Source organism: Streptomyces sp. SCA2-17 (genome assembly GCF_044336695.1).
In genome coordinates this window covers 3659820-3682048 of sequence record NZ_CP117521.1, presented here as the reverse complement: position 1 = coordinate 3682048, position 22229 = coordinate 3659820, and the positions used below count along the sequence as shown (strand labels likewise).

At 72.0% G+C, this 22229-nt stretch carries 22 protein-coding genes and 1 riboswitch; of the genes, 14 read left to right on the top strand and 8 right to left on the bottom strand.

What is annotated here, in order from left to right; genetic code table 11:
* Positions 1 to 51: 51 nt before the first annotated feature.
* Positions 52 to 1368 (bottom strand): threonine synthase, encoded by a 1317-nt coding sequence (thrC, locus tag PS271_RS16655; protein WP_398382633.1) that lies wholly within the window; start codon positions 1366 to 1368, stop codon positions 52 to 54.
* A riboswitch (SAM riboswitch) is annotated at positions 1362 to 1510 on the bottom strand. Its footprint overlaps the gene before it by 7 nt.
* A 174-nt stretch (positions 1511 to 1684) precedes the next feature.
* Here thrC and PS271_RS16650 point away from each other — a divergent pair.
* Together PS271_RS16650 and PS271_RS16645 are read left to right on the top strand one after the other, a co-directional pair.
* Positions 1685 to 2659 carry a glucosyl-3-phosphoglycerate synthase gene (locus PS271_RS16650; protein WP_398382632.1) on the top strand — a complete coding sequence of 325 codons (975 nt, stop codon included), beginning with the start codon at positions 1685 to 1687 and terminating at the stop codon, positions 2657 to 2659.
* A gap of 41 nt (positions 2660 to 2700) precedes the next feature.
* On the top strand, positions 2701 to 4191 hold the full coding sequence (locus tag PS271_RS16645) for an alpha,alpha-trehalose-phosphate synthase (UDP-forming) (protein WP_398382631.1): 1491 nt from the start codon (positions 2701 to 2703) through the stop codon (positions 4189 to 4191).
* Between the two features lie 27 nt (positions 4192 to 4218).
* Here PS271_RS16645 and otsB read toward each other — a convergent pair whose 3' ends face one another.
* The 3 genes from otsB to PS271_RS16630 are packed head-to-tail and all read right to left on the bottom strand — an operon-like array spanning position 4219 to position 6668.
* Positions 4219 to 5064 (bottom strand): trehalose-phosphatase, encoded by an 846-nt coding sequence (gene otsB, locus PS271_RS16640; RefSeq protein WP_398382630.1) that lies wholly within the window; start codon positions 5062 to 5064, stop codon positions 4219 to 4221.
* A 31-nt stretch (positions 5065 to 5095) separates the two neighbouring features.
* Positions 5096 to 5374, bottom strand: a complete 279-nt coding sequence (locus tag PS271_RS16635; RefSeq protein WP_398382629.1) for a DUF3263 domain-containing protein — start codon at positions 5372 to 5374, stop codon at positions 5096 to 5098.
* A gap of 10 nt (positions 5375 to 5384) precedes the next feature.
* Positions 5385 to 6668, bottom strand: coding sequence for an extracellular solute-binding protein (locus tag PS271_RS16630; RefSeq protein WP_398382628.1), 1284 nt, complete (start codon positions 6666 to 6668; stop codon positions 5385 to 5387).
* 171 nt (positions 6669 to 6839) lie between these two features.
* On the opposite strand from PS271_RS16630, the gene PS271_RS16625 reads away from it, so the two are divergent.
* The 5 genes from PS271_RS16625 (at position 6840) to PS271_RS16605 (ending at position 12070) form a co-directional block, all read left to right on the top strand.
* Positions 6840 to 7775 (top strand): SIS domain-containing protein, encoded by a 936-nt coding sequence (locus PS271_RS16625; RefSeq protein ID WP_398382627.1) that lies wholly within the window; start codon positions 6840 to 6842, stop codon positions 7773 to 7775.
* Positions 7776 to 8000: 225 nt separating this feature from the next.
* Complete coding sequence (locus PS271_RS16620) at positions 8001 to 8948, top strand: ROK family protein (protein WP_398382626.1); 948 nt, start codon at positions 8001 to 8003, stop codon at positions 8946 to 8948.
* Entirely contained in the window at positions 8948 to 10111 is a 1164-nt protein-coding gene (gene nagA / locus PS271_RS16615) for an N-acetylglucosamine-6-phosphate deacetylase (RefSeq protein WP_398382625.1), read from the top strand. The genes PS271_RS16620 and nagA overlap by 1 nt, the downstream gene beginning before the upstream one ends.
* Before the next feature lie 149 nt (positions 10112 to 10260).
* A complete protein-coding gene (locus PS271_RS16610) occupies positions 10261 to 11193 on the top strand; it encodes a 1-phosphofructokinase family hexose kinase (protein WP_398382624.1) in 933 nt (310 codons plus the stop codon).
* Between the two features lie 34 nt (positions 11194 to 11227).
* A complete protein-coding gene (locus tag PS271_RS16605) occupies positions 11228 to 12070 on the top strand; it encodes a class II fructose-bisphosphate aldolase (RefSeq protein WP_398382623.1) in 843 nt (280 codons plus the stop codon).
* On the opposite strand, the gene PS271_RS16600 is transcribed toward PS271_RS16605, so the two are convergent.
* Positions 12054 to 13001: a carbohydrate-binding protein gene (locus PS271_RS16600; protein WP_398382622.1), complete on the bottom strand. Its 948-nt coding sequence runs from the start codon at positions 12999 to 13001 to the stop codon at positions 12054 to 12056. The genes PS271_RS16605 and PS271_RS16600 overlap by 17 nt on opposite strands.
* A 129-nt stretch (positions 13002 to 13130) precedes the next feature.
* Positions 13131 to 14891 (bottom strand): diguanylate cyclase CdgB, encoded by a 1761-nt coding sequence (cdgB, locus tag PS271_RS16595; RefSeq protein ID WP_398382621.1) that lies wholly within the window; start codon positions 14889 to 14891, stop codon positions 13131 to 13133.
* A 331-nt stretch (positions 14892 to 15222) separates the two neighbouring features.
* Here cdgB and PS271_RS16590 point away from each other — a divergent pair, with 331 nt between their 5' ends.
* A complete protein-coding gene (locus tag PS271_RS16590) occupies positions 15223 to 15783 on the top strand; it encodes a flavin reductase (protein ID WP_398382620.1) in 561 nt (186 codons plus the stop codon).
* A 36-nt stretch (positions 15784 to 15819) separates the two neighbouring features.
* Here PS271_RS16590 and arfB read toward each other — a convergent pair whose 3' ends face one another.
* A complete protein-coding gene (gene arfB, locus PS271_RS16585) occupies positions 15820 to 16248 on the bottom strand; it encodes an alternative ribosome rescue aminoacyl-tRNA hydrolase ArfB (RefSeq protein WP_398382619.1) in 429 nt (142 codons plus the stop codon).
* A gap of 226 nt (positions 16249 to 16474) precedes the next feature.
* Here arfB and PS271_RS16580 point away from each other — a divergent pair, with 226 nt between their 5' ends.
* On the top strand, positions 16475 to 17050 hold the full coding sequence (locus PS271_RS16580) for a TerD family protein (RefSeq protein ID WP_030367208.1): 576 nt from the start codon (positions 16475 to 16477) through the stop codon (positions 17048 to 17050).
* 149 nt (positions 17051 to 17199) lie between these two features.
* Here PS271_RS16580 and PS271_RS16575 read toward each other — a convergent pair whose 3' ends face one another.
* On the bottom strand, positions 17200 to 18423 hold the full coding sequence (locus PS271_RS16575; protein WP_398382618.1) for a Cmx/CmrA family chloramphenicol efflux MFS transporter: 1224 nt from the start codon (positions 18421 to 18423) through the stop codon (positions 17200 to 17202).
* Between the two features lie 322 nt (positions 18424 to 18745).
* Here PS271_RS16575 and PS271_RS16570 point away from each other — a divergent pair, with 322 nt between their 5' ends.
* From PS271_RS16570 to PS271_RS16550, 5 genes are all read left to right on the top strand, one after another.
* The gene (locus PS271_RS16570) at positions 18746 to 19330 is read left to right on the top strand and encodes a TetR/AcrR family transcriptional regulator (RefSeq protein ID WP_398382617.1); all 585 of its coding nucleotides are present in this window, start codon (positions 18746 to 18748) and stop codon (positions 19328 to 19330) included.
* 90 nt (positions 19331 to 19420) lie between these two features.
* Positions 19421 to 20221 (top strand): cupin domain-containing protein, encoded by an 801-nt coding sequence (locus PS271_RS16565; protein ID WP_398382616.1) that lies wholly within the window; start codon positions 19421 to 19423, stop codon positions 20219 to 20221.
* Between the two features lie 22 nt (positions 20222 to 20243).
* Positions 20244 to 20684 carry a luciferase domain-containing protein gene (locus tag PS271_RS16560; protein WP_398382615.1) on the top strand — a complete coding sequence of 147 codons (441 nt, stop codon included), beginning with the start codon at positions 20244 to 20246 and terminating at the stop codon, positions 20682 to 20684.
* 131 nt (positions 20685 to 20815) lie between these two features.
* Positions 20816 to 21583 carry an oxidoreductase gene (locus tag PS271_RS16555; RefSeq protein WP_398382614.1) on the top strand — a complete coding sequence of 256 codons (768 nt, stop codon included), beginning with the start codon at positions 20816 to 20818 and terminating at the stop codon, positions 21581 to 21583.
* 352 nt (positions 21584 to 21935) lie between these two features.
* Entirely contained in the window at positions 21936 to 22121 is a 186-nt protein-coding gene (locus PS271_RS16550; RefSeq protein ID WP_398382613.1) for a tautomerase family protein, read from the top strand.
* Positions 22122 to 22229 lie beyond the last annotated feature (108 nt).

Here is a 22229-nt window from a genome sequence, read left to right as displayed (position 1 = left end):
GGTGTACTCACCTTCGGGGTGCGTAGGAACAAGAAGTGGGGGCGGCTGACGTCAGCGGCCGGACAGCCCCGCGGCGCGGAACGCCTCCAGCGACGGCCGGATCGTCGCCGCCGGCCCGGCCGCAACGGCATCAAGCGTCTTGAGCCCGTCCCCCGTGTTGAGCACGACCGTGGTCAGCGCCGGATCCAGCACCCCGTCCTCGATCAGCTTCTTCGTCACCCCCACCGTCACCCCGCCCGCCGTCTCCGCGAAGATCCCCTCCGTCCGCGCGAGCAGCCGGATCGCGTCCACGATCTGCGCGTCGGTGACGTCCTCCACCGCGCCGCCCGTCCGCCGCGCGATGTCCAGCACGTACGGGCCGTCCGCCGGGTTGCCGATGGCCAGGGACTTGGCGATCGTGTCCGGCTTCACGGGCCGTACGACGTCGTGCCCGTCCTTGAAGGCGCGCGAGACCGGCGAGCACCCTTCCGCCTGGGCGCCGAAGATCCGGTACGGCCGGTCCTCGACCAGCCCGAGCGCGACGAGCTCCTTCAGCCCCTTGTCGATCTTCGTGAGCTGGGAGCCGGAGGCGATCGGCACCACGATCTGGTCCGGCAGCCGCCACCCGAGCTGCTCGCAGATCTCGTAGGCGAGGGTCTTCGAGCCCTCGCCGTAGTACGGCCGGAGGTTGACGTTGACGAAGCCCCAGCCCTCCCCCAGCGGGTCGCCGATCAGCTCGCTGCAGAAGCGGTTGACGTCGTCGTACGTGCCTTCGATGCCGACGAGCTCGCCGCCGTAGACCGCGGCCATGACGACCTTTCCGGCCTCCAGGTCGTGCGGGATGAACACGCAGGACCGGAATCCGGCGCGGGCGGCCGCGGCCCCGACCGCTCCGGCGAGGTTGCCGGTGGAGGAGCACGACAGGGTCGTGAAGCCGAAGGCGCGGGCGGCCTCGACCGCGATCGCGACCACCCGGTCCTTGAAGGAGTGCGTGGGGTTGCCGGAGTCGTCCTTGACGTACAGGCCGCCGGTCACGCCCAGCTCGCGGGCGAGGTTGCCGGCCTTGACGAGCTTGGTGAAGCCGGGGCTGAGGCCGGGCTTGTCCGCCACGTCGGCGGGGACGGGCAGCAGCGGGGCGTAGCGCCAGATGTTCGCGGGGCCGGCCTCGATCCGCCGCCGCAGCTCAGCGGCTTGACGGGGCCCGCCGGCGGGCAGCTCGTAGGCGACTTCGAGGGGGCCGAAGCACAGGGCGCAGGCGAAAATGGGGCCGAGGGGGAAGCGCTCTCCGCACTCGCGGCAGGAGAGCGCAGCGGCGGGTCCGAGGTCCACAGAAGTGGTAGAGGGTTCAACAGACTGCACAGCCATGGAGGCGAGGCCCTTTCTCCTCATCTTCCTCGCGGCGTACGTCGCCACGAGACGGAATTGGCACCTTCCCCGCCGGGAGCCTCGCATCGAACGATGTCGACGGAGACCGGCTGGAGGGTTGCCGGGGCTTCAACGGGCCGTATCCCTCTGCCCCTCTGGATGAGCGGTATGGCGCTGGGCGGGGCCCAGGCGTTTGTGGCACGCGGTGACCCCGACATAGGACGGCGGTCCGCGTTGTTCAAGACTGTAACGGAAGCGATGGCCCGTTGAGAGGGCCGTCCGTAAGGCGAGATGCGTCACAGCGCATCGCGGCAGCGCATCACAACGAGGAGTCGTACACGTGCTGGAAGAGGTGGAGCGCTGGCTGGCCGAGCGGTCCTGGTCGGCTGCTGATCGTCCGCTCGACGTGCTTCTGGCCGCCAAACGGGAGTCCGGCACGACGGTGAGCGTCGTCCTGCCCGCGCTGAACGAAGAGCCGACGGTGGGCGCGATCGTGGCGGTGATCCGCCGCGAGCTGATGACGGACGCGGTGCCGCTGGTGGACGAGCTGGTGGTCGTGGACTCGGGCTCCACGGACCGTACGGCCGAGGTGGCCGCGGCGGCCGGGGCGCGCGTGGTGCACCGCGACGAGCTGCTGCCCGGCCTGCCCGCCGTGCCCGGCAAGGGCGAGGTCCTCTGGCGCTCGCTGCTCGCGACGACGGGCGACGTCGTGGCCTTCGTGGACGCCGACCTGCGCGAGTTCTCGGCGGATTTCGTGTCCGGGATCGTCGGTCCGCTGCTGACCGACCCGGGCGTGCAGTTCGTCAAGGCGATGTACGACCGCCCGCTGGGCCCGGAGTTCGACGTCCCCGGTGCCGCAAGGTCCGCGGGCCAGGGCGGCCGGGTCACCGAGCTCGTCGCCCGCCCCCTGCTCAACCTGCACTGGCCGCAGCTGGCCGGCTTCGTGCAGCCGCTGGGCGGCGAGTACGCGGCCCGCCGGTCGCTGCTCGAACAGCTGCCCTTCCCCGTCGGCTACGGCGTGGAACTGGGCCTTCTGGTGGACGCGCTGCACACCGTGGGGCTGGACGCGCTGGCCCAGGTGGACGTGGGCGTGCGCAAGCACCGCCACCAGGACGGGCAGGCGCTCGGCCGGATGGCCGCCGCGATCTACCGCACCGCGCAGCTCCGGCTGGCCCGCGGGCACCTGGTGCGACCTGCGCTCACGCAGTTCGAGCGCACCGCGGAAGGGTTCGTTCCGCGCACGTACGCGGTGGACACCGAGGAGCGCCCGCCGATGGCCGGCATACCCGAGTACGCGAAGCGACACGCCGCGTAAGCGTACGTTTGAGCGGTTCACCCGGGGGCAAGGCTGGGCACATGGTCGCTGAGCACGTGCCCACCGCATCGATCGACGACGACAACGCCGCCGCCGCACCGATCGTGGTCGCCTCCAACCGCGGCCCGGTCTCGTACCGGCGCGGCCCCGACGGCGCCCTCGTGGCCGGGCGGGGCGGCGGGGGGCTCGTCTCCGGGCTCAGCTCCATCGAGCGCGAGGCCGGAGCCGTGTGGGTGTGCGCGGCGCTCGGGGAGGGCGACCGCGAGGCGGCCCGCGCGGCCGGCCGGAGACTCGCCCCGGAAGACACCGGCGGGCACCGCGTACGGATGCTGGACATCCCGCCCGGTACGTTCGCCGCCGCGTACAACGGCATCGCCAATTCAGTGCTGTGGTTCGTGCACCACATGCTCTACCAGACGCCCCTGGAGCCCGTCTTCGACAAGGCGTTCCGGGAGCAGTGGGCGGCCTACGAGGCGTACAACGCGGCCTTCGCCGACGCCGTCGCCGAGGAGGCCGCGCAGGGCGCCGCGGTGCTCGTGCAGGACTACCACCTGGCGCTCGTCCCCGGCCTGCTCCGGGCGCGCCGCCCCGACCTGCGCATCGGCCACTTCTCGCACACCCCGTGGGCCCCGCCGGACTACTTCCGGATGCTGCCGGACGACGTGGCCGGGCAGCTGCTGCGCGGCGTGCTCGGCGGCGACCGGGCCGCGTTCCTGACCCCGCGCTGGGCCGAGGCGTTCGCCGCGTGCTGCGCGGACGTGCTGGGCGCGGAGGTCGTCCGCGACGGCGAGGGGCGGGCGGCCGAGGTGTGGTCCGAGGGGCGGGTGACGCGATTGGGCGTGCACGGTCTCGGCGCCGACGGGGACTTCCTGCGCGAGCGGGCGCACCGGGCGGACGTCGAGGAGCGCATGGCGGCGCTGAGGGCGCAGATCGGCGGGCCGGACCGCAGGACGATCGTGCGCGTGGACCGCACGGAGCTGTCGAAGAACATCGTGCGGGGGCTGCACGCGTACCGGCGGCTGCTGGAGGAGCACCCGCAGTGGCGCGGCCGGGTCGTGCACATCGCGTTCGCCTACCCGTCGCGGCAGGACCTCGCCGTCTACCGCGAGTACACGGCCGAGGTGGAGCGGGTCGCCCGCGAGATCAACTCCGCGTTCGGCACGGAGGGCTGGGAGCCGGTCGCCCTGCACGTCAAGGACGACTTCGCGCGCTCCCTGGCCGCGTACCGGCTCGCGGACGTGGCCCTGGTGAACCCGATCCGCGACGGGATGAACCTGGTGGCCAAGGAGGTCCCGGTAGTCTCCGACCACGGGTGCGCGCTGGTGCTGTCGCGGGAGGCGGGCGCGGCGGCCGAGCTGGGTGACGAGGCGATCCTGGTGAATCCGTACGACGTGGAGGCCACGGCCCGCGCCCTGCACTTGGCACTGCTGATGGACCCCGGGGAGCGGGCGGAGCGCACGAAGCGGCTGGCCGCGGCGGCGACGGCGCTGCCGCCGGCGCGGTGGTTCACGGACCAGCTGCGGGCGCTGTAGCCGGCCCGGCCCCGGCGCTCCCCCGGATCAGGCGCCGCCGAGGCGCTCGGCGAGGGCGGTCAGCAGGTCCACGACGCCTGCCGGGCCGTCGACCACGAGGTCGGCCCGGTCGGCGAGTTCGGCGACCTCGGCGCTTCCGCTGCACACCAGCAGCCCCGGCAGCCCCTCGGAGCGCAGTTTCTCCACGGCGGCGAAGGCGGCGAGGTCGCCGAGGTCGTCGCCCGCGTAGAGGACCGAGCGCGCGCCGCTCTCGCGGACGTACGAGGTGAGGGCGGCGCCCTTGTCGACGCCCGGCGGGCGCAGCTCCAGCACCAGCCGGCCGGGCTCGACGATCAGGCCGTGCCGGTCGGCGAGGGCGTGCAGCGGCTCGCGCAGGGCGTCGAACGCGTCCTGCGGGTGGGGGGCCCGGCGGGTGTGGACGGCGAGGGCGCGGCCCTTGTCCTCGATCCAGGTGCCGCGGCCGGCGCCCGAGCCGGCCAGGATCCCCGGCAGCTCCGTGCGGACGGCTCCGACGCCGGGGGGCGGGGCGTCGGCGGTCACGGTGGCGCTCGCCGCGTCCCAGCGCTCGGCGCCGTACTGGCCGAGGACCACGAGGTGCTCCAGGCCCGCGGCCCCGGCGAAGCCGCCGTGGTGGACGGCGACGGCGGCCGGGCGGCCGGTGATCACGGCGACGGACCCGAGCCGCGGGGCGAGCCGGGCCAGCGCGGGCACGGCGCCGGGGTGCGCGCGGGCCTGCTCGGGGTCGGGGACGATCTCGGCGAGCGTCCCGTCGAAGTCGAGGGCCACGACGGCGCGTTGCGGGCCGGCCAGGAGGGCGGCGAGCCCGTCGCGGCCGGCGGGGGTGGAGGGAACGGGGAGGGGGTGGCTGCCCATGGGACCGACCCTACTGGGCGGGGCCCGTCCGCTACCGGCGTTCGCGCCGGGCGTCGCGGATGCGTCGCAGCCGGTTGACGGTGACGGGGTCGTGGGCGAGGGCCCGCGGATCGTCCAGGAGGGCGTTGAGCAGCTGGTAGTAGCGGGTCGGGGTCATCCCGAGCCGCTCCCGCACGGCCCGCTCCTTGGCACCGGGCCCGGAGAAGGCCCGGCGCTCCAGGGCGAGCACGGCGAGGTCGAGCCCGGAAAGCTCCTGCTCGGAGGGGCCCTTCTCGGAGGGCTCCCGCTCGCCGTGCTGTGCGTCGCTCACGCCGGCCAGCCTACTTGCCGGCGCCGGCCAGCTCCGTGGCGTCGGCCTCGCGCTGGATCTCGCCGAGGACGCTCGCGGGGTCGCCGCTCTTGGCGACGACCGAGCCGATCTTCTCCTTGAGGGCCTTGCTGACCTTCGCCCAGGAGGTCTTGTCGACGGGGTAGTAGACGGCGTTGTCGAGCTGCTCCAGGAACGGCTTCAGATGGGCCTTGTTGCTGTCGGCCTGCATCTTCTCGGAGGCGCTGCTGGTCACGGGCAGCAGGTCGTACTGGCCGGTGAGGTTCAGGACGTTCTTGGTGCTGTAGACGAAGTCGAGGAAGAGGCCGGCCTCCTCGCGGTGGCCGCCCGCCTTGAACGCCATGATCCAGTCGGCGACGCCCATGGTGGACTTGGCCTTGCCGGACCTGCCCGGCAGCGGGGCCAGCCCGTACTTGATGCCCTTGGCCTCGGCCTGCTTCATCAGCGTCGGGTGGCCGTTGAGCATGCCGACCTGGCCGCTGCAGAAGGCGTCGAAGACCTCCTGGCGGTTGGTGCGGGCGGGGTCTCCGGAGCCGGTGAGGCCCTTGCCGACGAGCTCGTCGCGCAGCCACTTGAAGGTGTCGACGTTTTCGTCGGAGCTGATCGTGTACGTGCCGTCGTGGTCGGTGTAACCGCCGCCGCCGCTGAGCATCCACAGCAGGGTCTCGGCGGGCGCCTCCTCGGGGCCGAGCGGCAGCCCGTACGGGATCTTGACCCCGGCGGTCTGGAGCTTCTTGGCGGCGGCCTGGAGCTCGTCCCAGCTCTCGGGGGCCTTGGCTATGCCGGCCTTGGCGAAGTGGGCCTTGTTGTAGAAGAGCATGCGGGTGCTGGAGACGAACGGCAGGCCGTACTGCACGCGGGCCACCTCGCCCGCGCGGGCGATCGAGGCGATGATGTCGGCCTGGGTGGGGATGGTCAGCAGCTGGTCGGCGCTGTAGAGCTTGCCGGAGGCGGCGAAGTCGGCGTAGGCGCCGATCTGCGCGATGTCGGGGGCCTTGCCGGACGCGACCATCTCGGCGACCTTCTTGTCGACCTCGGTCCAGCTGAGGACCGTGGCCTCGACCTTGATGCCCTTGTGCTTGGCCTCGAAGGCGCGGGCGAGGGAGTCCCAGTACTTCTGGGAGCTGTTCGCCGCCTTGTCACCGTAGTCGGCGGCGACGACGCGCAGCGTCTTGCTGCCCGAACCGCCGTCGCTGCCGCACGCCGTCAGTGCGGGCGCCAACGCCGCCGTGGCGGCACCTGCCGCCGTCAGACCCAAGAACCGCCGCCGCTGCACTACTGCTTCCCACCTTCGGGGTTTGTGTTGGAGACCGTGAGTTTCCCCCGCGGGCCACCATACGTTCCAGCCGGTTCCGGTTTCGCTTCGGTATCGCTCTTCCCGCGGCCGACAGGGGCTGCTATGCACGGGAATCACACGGAGATCGCCGGTGTAAGGAGACGAAAGCGCATGTCCGAGCCCTCTCTCACCTCGCCCTCGCTCACTTCCCTGGAGATCACTACGCAGCCGGACTGCTGGCGGCGGGCGGCGCGGGCCGCGGCGGGCGCGGCCGGAATGCCGGGGCCCGGGGAGCGGGTGGCTGTGACCGGGTGCGGCACGTCGTGGTTCATGGCGCAGGCGTACGCGGCGCTGCGGGAGGGGTCGGGGCAGGGGGAGACGGACGCCTTCCCCGCGTCGGAGTTCCCGGTGTCGCGGACGTACGACCGGCTGGTGGTGATCACGCGGTCGGGGACGACGACGGAGGTGCTCGACCTGATCGCGGAGGTGCGCGAGCGGTGGGAGGTCCTCGCGCTGACCGCGGATCCGGCGTCGCCGGTGGTGGGGGCGGCGGACGAGGCGGCGGTGCTGGACTGGGCGGACGAGGAGTCGGTCGTCCAGACGCGGTTCGCGACGACGGCGCTGGCGTTCCTGCGGGCGGGCCTGGAGCAGACCGGAGGCCTGCCGGAGGGCGTGAAGGGGGTCGCGGAGGCGGCGGCGGACGCGGAGACGGCGCTGATCGAGCCGCTGCCGCGGGCGGTGCTGTCCGCGGAGCAGTGGACGTTCCTGGGCGGGGGCTGGGCGTACGGGCTCGCGCAGGAGGCGGCGCTGAAGATGCGCGAGGCGGCAGGGGCGTGGACGGAGGCGTACCCGGCCATGGAGTACCGCCACGGCCCGGTGGCGATCACGGGCCCGGGCCGGGTGGCGTGGATCCTGGGCACGGCCCCGGCGGGCCTGGAGGCGGACGTCTCCCGCACGGGCGGGGCCCTGGTGTCGGACGGCGCCCGCCTGGACCCGCTGGCGGACCTGATCCGCGCGCAGCGCCTGGCGGTGGCGGTGGCGGAGGGCCGCAGCCTGAACCCGGACAGGCCGCGGGGCCTGACGCGCAGCGTGATCCTCAACGGCTAGCCGGCCCGAGCACTCGTCTCGCTGCCGGGCCCGGCAATCCGCTCCCGCCGCGGCGGCGCGTAACCACCGGCAAGGCACCCGGCGGTGCCGAACCGACCCGAGGCGCGCACGGCATCGCGCCCACGCCCGTGAATCCCGCCAATCCCGCCCGCCGCCCGCCGGGAAACACCCACCCACGAGTGAGTGGACTAGACCTTTCGACCGGGGACGCGCGACACTGTCCCCGTGAGACACGTCATCGCGCTCGACGTCGGCGGTACCGCCATCAAGGCCGCCCTGATCGGCCCGGACCACGAGCTGTTGCACGAGGCACGCCGGCCCACGGGGCGGGAGCAGGGGCCGGAGGCCGTGGTCGCCGGGATCCTGGACTTCGCCGCCGAGCTCGCGGCCACCGGCGAGGCCGCCTACGGCGAGCCCCCGGCGGCCGCGGGCCTCGCCGTGCCCGGCATCGTGGACGCCGAGGCCGGCACCGCGGTCTACGCCGCCAACCTCGGCTGGCGCGACGTCCCCCTGCGCGATCTGCTGGGCCGCCGCCTGGGCGGCACCCCCGTGGCCCTCGGCCACGACGTCCGCACCGGCGGTCTCGCCGAAGGGCGCCTCGGCGCCGGCGAGGGCGCGGACCGCTTCCTGTTCGTCGCCCTCGGCACCGGCATCGCCGGAGCCATCGGCATCGACGGCCGCATCGAAGCCGGCGCCCACGGCTGCGCGGGCGAGATCGGCCACATCGCCGTCCGCCCCGGCCCCGCCGGCAGGCCGTGCGGCTGCGGCGGCCGCGGCTGCCTGGAGACGGTCGCCTCCGCCGCCGCCGTCAGCCGCGCCTGGGCGGAGGCCTCCGGCTCCCCGGACGCCGACGCCGCGGACTGTGCCCGCGCCGTGGAGGCGGGCGACCCCCGCGCCCGCGCCGTCTGGCAGGAGGCCGTCGACGCCCTCGCCGACGGCCTCGTCATCGCCCACACCCTGCTCGACCCCCGCACGCTGATCATCGGCGGGGGCCTCGCCGAGGCCGGCGACACCCTCTTCACACCGCTGCGCGCGGCGGTCGCGGACCGCATGACGTTCCAGCGGCTCCCCCGCATCATCCCGGCCGCCCTCGGGGACGCCGCCGGCTGCCTGGGCGCGGGCCTGCTCGCCTGGGACCTGCTCACCACCCACCTCACGGAGGTTTCCGCCTGATGGTCGAACGAACGGTTCTCGCCGGCGCCCGCGTGGTGCTGCCGACCGGCGTGGTCGAGGACGGGCGGGTGACGGTCGAGGGCCGGCGGATCGCCGCGAACGAGTCCGCCGAGCAAGCGACGCTCGACCTCTCCGGCAAGGGCGGCCACTGGATCGTCCCCGGCTTCGTGGACATGCACGTCCACGGCGGCGGCGGCGCGTCCTTCTCCGCGGGCGACCCCGAGGAAGCCCTCACGGCCATCCGTACGCACCGCGCGCACGGCACCACGACGATGGTCGCCTCCACCGTCACCGGCGACCTGGACGACGTCGCCCGGCAGGCGGCCGTCCTGTCCGAGCTGACCGAGCAGGGCGACCTGGCGGGCATCCACTTCGAAGGCCCGTTCATCTCCCCGCACCGCTGCGGCGCCCACCAGCCGGAGCTGCTGCGCGATCCGCACCCGGCGGACGTCCGCAAGCTCGTCGACGCGGCGCGCGGCGCGGCCCGCATGATGACGCTGGCCCCTGAGCTGGCGGGCGGCCTGGACTCGGTCCGCCTCCTCGCCGACCTCGGCGTGATCGCGGCCGTGGGCCACACGGACTCCTCGTACGAGGCGACCCTGGACGCCATCGAGGCGGGCGCGACGGTCGCCACCCACCTCTTCAACGCGATGCCCTCGCTGCTGCACCGCGCGCCCGGCCCGATCGCCGCCCTGCTGGAGGACGAGCGGATCACCGTAGAGCTGATCAACGACGGCACGCACCTGCACCCCGCCGTCCTGGAACTGGCCTTCGCCCGGGCCGGCGCGGACCGCGTCGCGTTCATTACCGACGCCATGGGCGCGGCCGGCATGAGCGACGGCATGTACCCGCTCGGCCCGATGAGCGTCGAGGTCAAGGACGGCGTGGCCCGCATCGCCGGCGGCCCGACGGCGGGTTCGATCGCCGGCTCGACGCTGACGCTGGACACGGCGTTCAAGCGCGCGGTGACGGTCGACGGGCTGCCGGTGGGCGACGCCGTACGCGCCCTGTCCGCGACCCCCGCCCGCCTGCTGGGCGTGGCCGACCGGACCGGCTCCCTGGAGCCCGGCAAGGACGCCGATCTGGTCATTCTCGACGCCTCGTACGACCTGGTGGGCGTCATGCGCAAGGGCGACTGGGTGGTCAGTCCCCAAGTGCACTGATTCCTCCCGCTCTTGACGCGCGGTCGCACGCCGGCCGGAACAGCGGCGGCAGTCCCGAGGTCTGGGCCTGCCGCCGCTGTTTTGGCATGATCGCTGGCGGTCGACGGTCACGGTTCTTCGGTTTCTTCGGTCAAGGGAGGGAAACGCCGGTGATCCTCACGGTCACGCTCAACGCAGCGCTCGATCTGACCTATCGCGTTCCGCGGCTGCAGCCGCACGCGTCGCACCACGTCACGACCGCCGCCGAACGGGCCGGCGGCAAGGGCGTCAACGTCGCCCGCGTCCTGGCCGCCCTCGGCCACACCACCGTGGTCACGGGCTTCGCCGGCGGCACGACGGGCGAGACCCTGCGCCGGCTCCTCGCGGAGACCGCCCCCGGCACCGGCGGGCGGATCACCGACCGCCTCGTCCCCATCATCGGCACCACCCGCCGCACGGTCGCCGTCGTGGACGCCTCCACCGGCGACACCACCCAGCTCAACGAGGCCGGCCCCGACGTCACCGCCGAGGAGTGGGGCGCCTTCACGGACACCTACGCGAGCCTCCTGCGCGAGGCTCGCGCCGTCGCCCTGTGCGGCAGCCTTCCGCCGGGCGTGCCGGTGGGGGCGTACGCCCATCTCGTACGGCAGGCGCGCGCCGCCCGCGTCCCCGTGCTGCTGGACACCGGCGGCGAACCGCTGCGCCGCGGCATCGCCGCCCGCCCCGACCTGGTCACCCCCAACACCACCGAACTCGCCGCCCTCACCGGCTCCACGGAGCCCCTCCGGGCGGCCCTCGACGCCCGCCGCCGCGGCGCCCACGCCATCGCGGCGACCCTCGGCCCGGAGGGCGTCCTCGCCGTCACCCCCGACGGCACCTGGCGCGCGGTCCCGCCCCGCCGCCTCACCGGCAACCCCACGGGCGCGGGCGACTCGGCCGCGGCCGGCCTCCTGTCGGCCTGGCTGGACGGCCTGCCCTGGCCGGACCGCCTGACCCGGGCGGTGGCCCTGGCGGCCGCCACGGTAAAGGCCCCCACGGCGGGCGAATTCGACGCCGAGACGTATGAGGACGTGCTGCCGCGGGTGAAGGTCACGGCGGCCTGACTGAACTCCCCCAGCGAGCGGAAAGGCACGGCACATGCCCCTCGTACGCACCGCCGAACTCGTCACGGAAGCCCGGGCCGCGGGCACGGCCGTTTGCGCCTTCAACGTCATCACCGTGGAACACGCGGAAGCCATCGCCGCGGGCGCGGAATCCGCGGGCCGCCCCGCGATCCTCCAGATCTCCGAGAACGCGGTGAAATTCCACGGCGCACTGGCACCGATCGCCGCCGCGGCAAAAGCAGTCGCCGCGGCGTCCTCCGCCCGCCTGTCCCTCCACCTGGACCACGTGGAAAGCGAGAACCTCCTACGTCAGGCGCATGCCCACGACTTCACCTCGGTCATGTTCGACGCCTCGAAACTGCCTTACGGAGACAACGTCAAAGCGACGGGGGAGGCGGTCCGTTGGGGCCACGAACGCGACATCTGGGTGGAGGCGGAACTGGGGCGCGTCGGCGGAAAAGCGGGCGACGCGCACACGCCGGGCGTACGGACGGACCCCGCGGAAGCCGCCGCCTACGTGGCGGACACGGGCGTGGACGCCCTGGCGGTGGCGGTGGGCAGCACCCACGCGATGACGGACCGCACGGCGGCCCTGGACCACGCGCTGATCGCGTCCCTCCGCGACGCGGTCCCCGTGCCCCTGGTCCTCCACGGCTCGTCAGGGGTCCCGGACGGGGAACTCCGCCGCGCGGTCGCGGCGGGAATGACGAAAATCAACGTGGGCACGGCCCTGAACAAGGCCTTCACCGGCGCGGTAAGAGCCTTCTTGGAGGCCCACCCCTCCACCACGGACCCGCGCAAGTACCTGACCCCTGCGCGGGCCGCCATGACGGAAACGGTGGCGGGTTTCCTCCGGACCGTCAGCCGCCGCTGGTGAGCCACAGCTGGTCGAGGTGCGAATCGCAGCCGCTGCCGCTGCCGCAGTACATCTTGATGGTGTTCTTGCCCTGGTTCAGGTCGACGCGGGTCCAGCTCTGCTGCCAGTTGGTGGGCCAGTCGCCCGGCTTCGTGTCGCCCCAGATCTTCATGCGCATCGGCAGGCTGTTGGTCTTGCCGTTGACGTCGACCGCAAGGTTGGCGTCCTTTCCGGGAACGCCGTAATGGACGTACAGCCGGTAGGCGCCGGTCGACGGAACCTCGACCTCCCACTCGACACCGGAGCCCGTCTGATTGGTGACCACCGCATAGGCACCGTTTGCGGACTTGGTGCCCTTGACCTCCGTGTCCGTGGTCGCGCCACCCACCAGCTTCATGGTGGACGCATCCCGCAACAGGTTCCCGGCCGCCGACGGATTGCTCGGCTGGTTCTTCTTCTCCGGCTCCTTGGACGGCTTCTTGTCCTCGTCCTTGCCCTTGGGGTCCTTCTTCTCCTCGCCCCCCGACGCCGCCTGATCGCTCCCGCCGTCGTCCGACGTGCCGCCGTTCGTCAGCATCGCCGCGGTGATGCCGCCCGCCACCACCGCGACCACGGCTATCGCCGCGACCAGCAGGCCCGTCCGCTTGGGGCGGGAGCCGCCGCCGTGGCCGCCGTGGCCCGTGGGGGCCGGCTGGCGGGGGGCGGCGCCGCCCGGGAGGGTTTCCGGGGCCGCGTAGTGCGGGGCGGGCTGCAACGCGTGCGGCGGCTGCGGCTGGCGCGGGCCGTACTGGCGTGAGCCGACCGTCCGTACCTGGTTGTACGAAGTGCGGGGAACTCCCGGCTGCGGCGCGGTCGGAGCACTCTCGTTGGACCCGCCGCCCTCCGAGCGGTACAGGTGCGCGAACGGGTCTTCGCTCTCCGGCGTACCCGTGCCGTTATTACCGGCCGTCATCCCCTGTCACTCCCAACCCATGGGCCCATCGCCCACTGGCCAAATCTTTGCGTTCGATTTCACGGTAGGCGGCGGTGCCGCGTTCGGCGAAGACTACCGCGACGCGGCGACACCTCGCCGTGGGCCGCCTCAACCCGCCCGCCGACCTGCCTTGGCGCGCGACCGCTTTTCGACGTACATCCGCTGGTCGGCGGAGTGCAGCACCTCGTCGGCGGACATTCCGCAGCCCGCCCAGCCGATGCCGAAACTCGCGCCTACCCGGACCGCACGCCCGTCAACCCTGATCGGCGGGAGGATGGCGCTGCGCAGCCGGACGGCGAGGTCCTCGGCGTCGGCCTGGGTGAGGCCGTCGGCGAGGACGACGAATTCGTCGCCGCCGAGGCGGGCGACCGTGTCGCCCTCGCGGACGCCGTTGCTGAGGCGGCGGGCGACCTCTATGAGGACAGCGTCGCCCGTGTGGTGGCCGAAGCGGTCGTTGATCGCCTTGAAGCCGTCGAGGTCGCAGAAGAGGACGGCCAGGCCCTTGGTCCCGTCGTCGGGGCCGTCCTCCGGCGGGGCTATGGCGTGAACATGCCCCGGGTAGGCGTGGTCGTGCGTGCCGCAGCCGAACTCGTCCGGGGCATAGTCGGGCCCGCAGTCCGGCGCGTGGTCCGGGCCGCCCTCGGAGCCGAAGCCGTGGGCGTAGGAGACGTCCTGCCCGTACGGGACGGCGCCCACCGGACCCTCGACGCCCTCCACCTCCGCGAAGCCGTCGAGACAGCCGTACGGGGCCGCCACGGCCGCCGCGTGCGGCTCGCTGCCCGGGGCCCGGCCGCACAGCCGGCTGCTGAGCCGGGCCCGCAGCTCGGCGCTGTTGGGCAGGCCGGTGAGCGAGTCGTGGCTGGCGCGGTGGGCCAGCTGGAGCTCGTGCCGCTTGCGCTCCTCGATGTCCTCGACGTGGGTGAGCAGGAAGCGGGGCCCGTCCGCGGCGTCGGCCACCACCGAATTGCGCAGGGACACCCAGACGTACGTGCCGTCGCGGCGCGCGAGGCGCAGCTCGGCCCGGCCGCCCTCGGCGGAGGTGCGCAGGAGGGTGCCGATGTCCTCGGGGTGGACGAGGTCGGAGAACGAATAGCGGCGCATCTGGGACGCGGAGCGCCCGAGGAGGCGGCACAGGGCGTCGTTCGTGCGGTGCAGGCGGCCGTGCTGGTCGCCGCCCATCTCGGCGATGGCCATGCCGCTGGGCGCGTACTCGAAGGCCTGGCGGAAGCTTTCCTCACTGGCCCGCAGGGCCTGCTGCTCGCGCTCCAGGCGGACGAGGGCGCGCTGCATGTTGGCCCGCAGGCGCGCGTTGCTGATCGCGATGGCGGCCTGGAAGGCGTACATCTGGAGCGCCTCGCGGCCCCAGGCGCCGGGCCGGCGGCCGTTGCGCGGCTTGTCGACGGAGATCACGCCGAGGAGCTCGCCGCCCGCCGTCCCCGCCGTGTACATGGGCGCGAAGAGGCGGTCCATGGGGTGCCACTCGTCCGGGAAGCGGGGCGCCGGGCCGGCGGTGTGCCACTGGGGCACGTCGTCGTTGTCGAGGACCCAGCCCTCCGTGTACGGGATGAAGCGCAGCGAGCCCCACTGGTCGGCCATGGCGAGCCGCCGCTCCCACGAGACGCGCGAGCCGACCCGCCCGGCCATCAGCGCTTCGGCGCCGGCGCTGCCGGCGACGGCGGCCACGACCAGGTCACCGTCGGGCCGTACGAGATTGACGGCGGAGAGCTCGTACCCCAGCCCGGTGACGATGCCGTCCGCGACGGTCTGCAAGGTGTCCGCGAGACTTCGCGCCGTGTTCAGGTCGGCCACCACCTGATGCAGCCCGCGCAACGTGGCCAGGCGGACATACGGCTCCGACTCGGTCTCCATCTTCGCTCTCCCCCGAGACCTCGACAGCAACTCCAGGCTTCTTGTCGTCCGTTTACCACGGCCACTGAATCACAGCGAGCTGACCACTCGGTACACAGGGTCAACAATTACGGCCCTCTGTGACTCATGTCACAATGCGTGATGAGATCCCGCTACTGGCGGGACAAGAAGTCCTTATGCTTCGTGAACGCAAATCCGGAACCGTACGGACACTGATCCGAACGCCATCCTGAACCCATACGAACAACTTCCGGAACGGTTCCGGCACCCTTTCGACCTAGGACCCGACTGGTCCTGCAGCCCGATGCGAGGGTGCCGCGGCCGGGCTAGCGTGCACAGCGTGTTGCAGACGACTCAGCCCTACGAGACCGCCATACCCCATCCTGAAGGGGTGAGCGCCGACGAGTTCCGTGCCGCCCTCGCCCGCCTCGCCGCGGGCGTGGTGCTGGTGACCGCGCACGACCCGGAGCACGGTCCGCGCGGCGAGGACGTCGGAATGACGGCGACCGCTTTTCTCTCCGTATCGCTCGACCCGCCGCTCGTCATGGTGAGCGTTCGCAACGATTCCCGTATGGACGACCTTCTGGAGCGGCAGCCGCTGTGGGCGGTGTCCGTCCTCTCCGAAAGCCAGCGGCACATCGCCGGGCGCTTCGCGATGAAGGGAAGAATCAGCGACCGGCTCCTCTTCGAGGACATCCCCCACGCGCCCGGGGCGGCCACCGGGGCGCCCGTCGTGCGGGGCGCGCTGTCGGCGCTGGAGTGCCGGACGGAGCAGCGGGTGACCGCCGGGGACCACACGCTGGTGATCGGAAGGGTGCTGACGGCGACGGCGCCGAGCACGGAGAGCGGGCCGCTGATGTACTTCAAGGGGAAGTACCGGCAGCTGGGGTGAGCCCGGGGGACCCTTTAACCGGGTTAACCGGGCGCCCTACGCCCAATCCCTGCCGGTGCGCCCGCGCTTGGTCTCGGCGCGCTGCTTCTTCTGCCGCAGCCGGCGCTCGTTGATGCCGCGCGGGATCTTCGTGGCGCGGCGCGGCTTCGGCGGCGGCGCCGTCGCCTCGGCGAGCAGCGACGCGAGGCGTACGGCGGCGGTCTCGCGGTTGCGCCACTGCGAGCGGTGCTCGGAGGCCCGCACGGTCACGACGCCGCCGACGAGCCGGCCCGCGAGCCGCGCCAGGGCGCGCTCCTTCCACACCTCCGGCAGCGCTTCGGTGCGCGCGAGGTCGAACCGCAGCTCGACCTGGCTGTCGCTGGTGTTGACGTGCTGGCCGCCGGGGCCGGAGGAACGCGAGAAACGCCACTGGAGCTCGGCCTCCGGCAGGGAGACCGAACCGCGGATGACGTAGGGGCCGGACATGCCCCCATGATCCCGCGTCAGCGGGGACACGTCACGCCGTTTTGCGCCATGGACGGGGACGGCTGCCGGAGACGTGCGTCAGGGGCCCGCGTCAGGAATGTGCAAAGAAGGTAAAGCCGGATGGAACCCCGGGGCCCTCGGTCGGCGTTAACAAGGGTGACGGTGACCCGCGTGCCGCGGTGCGCTGCAGATCCGACGCAGACCTGACCAGAAAGGGACAATTCCCATGGCTGTAAGCCTGTCCAAGGGCGGCAACGTCTCCCTCACCAAGGAGGCCCCGGGCCTGACGGCCGTCACGGTCGGCCTCGGCTGGGACGTCCGCACCACCACCGGCACGGACTTCGACCTCGACGCGAGCGCGATCGCCGTGAACGCGGGCGGCCGGGTCTACTCCGACGCCCACTTCGTCTTCTTCAACAACAAGTCGACGCCGGACCAGTCCATCGTCCACACCGGTGACAACACCACCGGCCAGGGCGAGGGCGACGACGAGTCGATCAACGTCAACCTCGCCGCCCTGCCCGCCGACGTCGACAAGATCGTCTTCCCGGTCTCCATCTACGACGCGGTGGCCCGCAGCCAGAACTTCGGCCAGGTCCGCAACGCGTACATCCGCATCGTCAACCAGGCCGGCGGCGCGGAGCTCGCCCGCTACGACCTGAGCGAGGACGCCGCCACCGAGACCGCCATGGTCTTCGGCGAGCTGTACCGCAACGGCGCGGACTGGAAGTTCCGCGCGGTCGGCCAGGGCTACGCCTCGGGCCTCCAGGGCATCGCCCAGGACTTCGGCGTCAACGTCTGAGGTCCGCCGGTTCCCGGAAAGGACCGGGACCCGGCCGGCTCCGGTCCGCTGCTCGCTCAGCGGACCGGAGCCTTCCGGCGTGAGGCCCGGGGGTTGGCCTCACATCTGTGGCACCCTCCCGGCCCGGGGCCGGCGGAGGGTGAGCCGGCTCAGCCGACGGGGCTCGCCGGAGCGGCGGCCGCGGCCTCCTCGGTGGTCTGCGCACCGCCCGCGGACTGCCCGCGCCGGCGCTCGGCGGCGTCGACGGCCGTGCCCGCCAGAGCGGTGACCAGCGCCCCGAGGGCGAAGACGAGCCCCACCCAGCTCGGTGACAGATAGCCGTGGCCCGCGCTGATGGCCAGTCCCGCGACCCACGGCCCCGCCGCGTTGCCGATGTTGAAGGCGGAGATGTTGCTGGCGCTCGCCAGCGTCGCGGCGCCCTTGGCCTCGTTGAGCACCCGGGTCTGCAGCCCCGGGTTGATGAGGAAGCCGGCCACGCCGAACACGACGATCGTCACGGTCATGAGGACCTTGTTGTGCGCCGTCGCGGAGAACAGCGCAAGGCTGGCCGCCAGCAGCACCATCCCCATCCACAGCGTCCGCATGAGGTTCTTGTCGGCGAACCGTCCGCCCAGCGCACTGCCGCAGAAGGTGCCCACGCCGAAGAGGACCAGCAGGACGGGGACGACGCCGGAGGAGAAGCCGGTGATATCGGTGAGCAGGGGCGCGATGTAGGAGTAGCAGCCGAACAGGGCGCCCTGGCTGAGCGCGGTCGTGGCCAGGCCCAGCCACACCCTGCCGCTGCGGAAGGCGGCCAGCTCCTTGCGGATGCTGGTCTCTTCGGCGGACTTGTGGGAGGGCACCAGGGTGATGACGCCGATGAGGCCGATCAGGGCGAGCCCGTTGACGACCCAGAACGGCGACCTCCATCCCCAGTGCTGCCCCAGGAAGGCACCGAGCGGCACGCCGGCGATCGTCGAGATGGTGAGCCCGCCGAACATGATGGCGATGGCGCTCGCCCGCTTGGAGGGCGGCACGAGGTCCGCGGCCACCACGGCGCCGATGCCGAAGAAGGCGCTCTGGACCACGGCGGTGACCACCCGGGCGACCAGGAGCACGTTGTAGCTCTGCGCCGTGGCCGCCATGGTCTGACCGACGAGGAAGACGATGAGGATCACCACGAGCGTGGCCTTCTTGGGCAGCCGTGCGGAGACCAGCGCCACGGCCGGCGCACCGACGGCGGCGCCCACGGCGAACGCGGAGATCAGGACGCCCGCGGCGGGGATGGAGACGCCGAACGCTTCGGCCATCTCCGGCAGGAGCCCGGCGATCATGAATTCGGTGGTGCCTAGGCCGAAGATCGTCAGACCCAGGACAAACAGGGCAATGGGCACGGGAACGCTCCAAGGGCGGAGTGAGGCGCTGCAAGAGGATGCAAGGGCTGCGGCCGGCCCCGGCCCGTAACGGGCCTCTCGGGCACCCGAACACGCGCAAGTCCTCGGCGAAGTGAGGCACCGAGCGGCGGCGACAGCCGGAGCGATGGGTCCAGACGCTAACCATGCTGGATCGATCAGTCCAGTAAACGAGAAGGGCGTATCGCTCAACTCACCTTAAATCGCCGCCACATGCGGGAATTCCAGCCATGTACTGACTGAAATCACTACCATCGAACGACATTTACTTGACCGCTCGTTCCAGACTTCATACGGTCGAGCCATGACGAGACAGCGCAGCTTCGCGACCGACGAGGCCCTGCTCAAGATCATGCAGCTGTTCTGGACGAAGGGGTACGAAGCGACCTCGATCGCGGATCTGTGCGAAGTCACCGGCCTGGGGCGCGGCTCGCTCTATGCCGCCTTCGGCAGCAAGCAGGAGGTGTACGAGCGGTCCCTGCGCCACTACGTCGACACCACCAACCGCCACCTCCGCGATCAGCTCGCGAGGCGGGTGCCGGTCCGGCAGGCCGTGCGCGCCCTGCTGCTGGAGCGTGTCGAGGGCTCGCTGACCGACGCGGAGCGCCCCGGCTGCCTCCTCGTGGGGGCGATCGTCGAGCGGGCCGCGCGGGACCACAGCGCGGCCCGCATCGCACGGGACGCCATCAACGCCACCCGAGCCGCCTTCGCGTCCGCGCTGCACTCCGCCCGGGCCGCGGGAGAGATCCCGTACGAGACCGACGTGGACGCCGTCGCGGCGTTCCTCACCATGACCGTGCAGGGCCTGCGCGTCATGAGCATCTCCGTGCCCGACCGGGAGCTGCTCGTCTCGATCATCGACACGGCACTCGTCGCACTGCCCGGGTAACTCGCCGCTCGCCGCAGGGTGCCTTTGCCACGGGGGACCGTGAGCCGTACGAACAACCGCGTTCCGAACTGCTCAAGGAAGGAATTGCCCATGCCTGTCAGCGACTCCAAAGGGTGCATCATCCGCCGTTCCGAGTTCGCCTTCTCGTCCTTCGACTGGGGCCGGGTGGCCGAGCCGGTGGGACCCGCCATGGGGGCGGAGCTCGTCAAGCTCAACGTCGTGGAGGTCGCCCCGAACTCGGTGTGGCGCCTGGGCTGGGCCTTCGAGGAGGAGAACACCGTCGTCGTCCTCGAAGGCTCCGGCCACGGCGACGTGACCGGTGAACGGTTCGCGCTGGAGCGGAAGTCCTCCCTCTACTCGCCCACCGGCCGGACGCTCGAACTCGCCGCCGGCGAGGCGGGCATGACGGCCTACGTGTGGCGCACCAAGCTCCAGGGCGGCGAGAAGCTGGGTGACGCGCCCAAGATCTCGGGCGCCCTGAGCGACGACGACGTGCAGCTGCGCGGTTTCTCCGGCATCGGCGAGGGTCCCGCCGAGGGAGAGGGCGCGGTCATGAACTTCGTCTTCTGGCCGGGGACCGGCAGTGCCCGGCTGTGCCTGCACTGCGGCATGCAGGAGCCCGGGCAGACGTTCAACGTCCACATCCACCCGGAGAGCGAAGAGGCGTTCATCGCCGTCGAGGGCCTCGGCCAGCTCTACATGCACGACCAGTGGAACGACGTCACCGCCGGAGACGTGCTCTTCGCGCCGCCCGGCGTCCCGCACGGCGCCCGGAAGCCGGCCACCGACGAGCAGGGCGCACAGGGCGCGACCTTCATCACCTGCGGCGGGCCCACCCCGTTCGACCCCGCCCTCTACCGTGCCGCCGGCGTGTCCGCCGACGTCAAGTGACCACCAGGACAGGAGAACTCACATGAAGCTCCCGCAGAGGCCGGGGCCCGCCCCCCGCACCCGTGGTCCTGTCCCGCACGGGCAGCTGGACCAGGTCGCGCCGACACCGCTCCAGGAAGAACTCTGGCAGCGCATGCGGTCGCTCAGCGGCGTGTACCTGGCGCCCACGCACGTCCCTTATCCCGAGGCCCGCGCCATCCACCTCGCGCCCGAGTTCGGCACCGGTCCCGACGACGCCTTCATCCGCAGCAGCCGTGAGTTCGCCCACCAGCACCCCCCTCAGGACGGCAGCCTGCACCTCACGCTCCCCGGCGAGCTGAAGAAGTCGGTCACGGAGGCGGGCTGGGGCGTCCCGCACCCGGTCCAGAACACCCAGCTCGTCTTCGGCCCCCGCGACCGGGACGAGCTGGAGGTGATCTGGCAGGTGCTGCTCGCCTCGTACGACTACGCCCGGGGCCGCTGACTCGGCCGTCCCGCCGCCCTTCTCTTGTTCACGCGACGTCAGAGCTTCACGAACTTCATGAACTTCACGAGCTTTATGGGCTTTACAAGCTTTACGAACGCCTTGTCAGGTCTTGAGGAAGGAACCAGCAAATGACGGTGAAAACGGCCGTGGTGACGGGTGCCAGCAAGGGCATCGGCCTCGCGGTGACCCGCTTCCTGGAGGAGGACGGCTTCCGTGTGGTCGGGGCCGCCCGCACCATCACCCCGGAGCTGAAGGAAACGGCCTCGCTCGCCGTCTCCGTCGACCTGGCCACCCCGGAGGGACCGGCGGAGCTGATCCGGCAGGCCCACTCGGCCTTCGGCTCCGTGGACGTCCTCGTCAACAACGTCGGCGCGTTCTCGCCCCGGACCAGTGGGTTCGCGGCGATCGACGACGCGGAGTGGCAGCGGACCTTCGAGCTCAACTTCTTCGGCGTCGTCCGCGCCGTGCGCGCCGCGCTGCCGCACCTGATCGAGAGCCAGGGCGCGATCATCAACGTGTCGTCGGCACGGGCCCGCGGCCCCCAGCCGCCCACCGTGGACTACGGCGCCGCCAAGGCCGCGCTGACCAACCTGAGCAAGGCGCTGTCGATGGAGCTGGGCCCGAAGGGCGTCCGGGTGAACACCGTGTCGCCCGGCCCCACCCGCACCCCCGCCTGGACCGACGCCGACGGCTTCGGTGCGGGCCTGGCCGCTTCGGCGGGCAAGTCGCTCGACGAGTTCCTCGAGGGCTTCCCCGCCATGGCGGGCCTGACCACCGGACGCCTGACCGAGCCGGAGGAGGTGGCCGAGGTGGTGCGCATGCTCGCGTCCGGCCGCACCCGGGCGGTCAACGGCGCCGACTTCACGGTCGACGGCGGGCAGCTCAAGACCGTCTGACGCCCGAGCGCGAGGGGCCCGGCTCTGACCGACAGGGCCGGGCCCCTCGCCCTTTTCCGCGCCCGAAAAACAACTTCGAAAAAGAAATCTCCGCGCCGGTTTATTGTGAGCACGCACACTGCCGGCGGCTTCGCCATGCCCGCACTCCATCGATAGATGTAGACTAAATGTGATCCCGATCGCAGAGCATTGATCACCCCTCCAAGGGTGTGGTGACATGGAGCCAGAGCGATCGGGGGACGTCTTTTCGGAGCATCCGTCGCGCCCAGGAAATCCGGCGCGACAGGCAAAGACGCCGAAGCGCCATCCCCTTGAACGCCGCCGAAGCAGACACAGGGGGAATTCAGCAATCATGCCCGTTATCACCGTTGACTGGTGGCGCGGAAACGACCACGACGATCGGCGCGAACTGATCGAAGAAGTCTCGGCCACCGTCTCCCGGATCGCCGGCTGCCCGCTCGAAGCGGTCACGGTCGTCATCCGCGACGTCGATCCGAGCTACTGGGGCAAGGGCGGAAAGCCGGCCTCCGAGCTCTGAGGCCCCACGGGCCCAGCGGGCCGACGCGTTCGCCTTCACCCGCGCCTGCGCACGCTCTCTCGGCGAGCATTTCCCGGCCCCAATTTCCGGCCCAATTTCCAACCCATT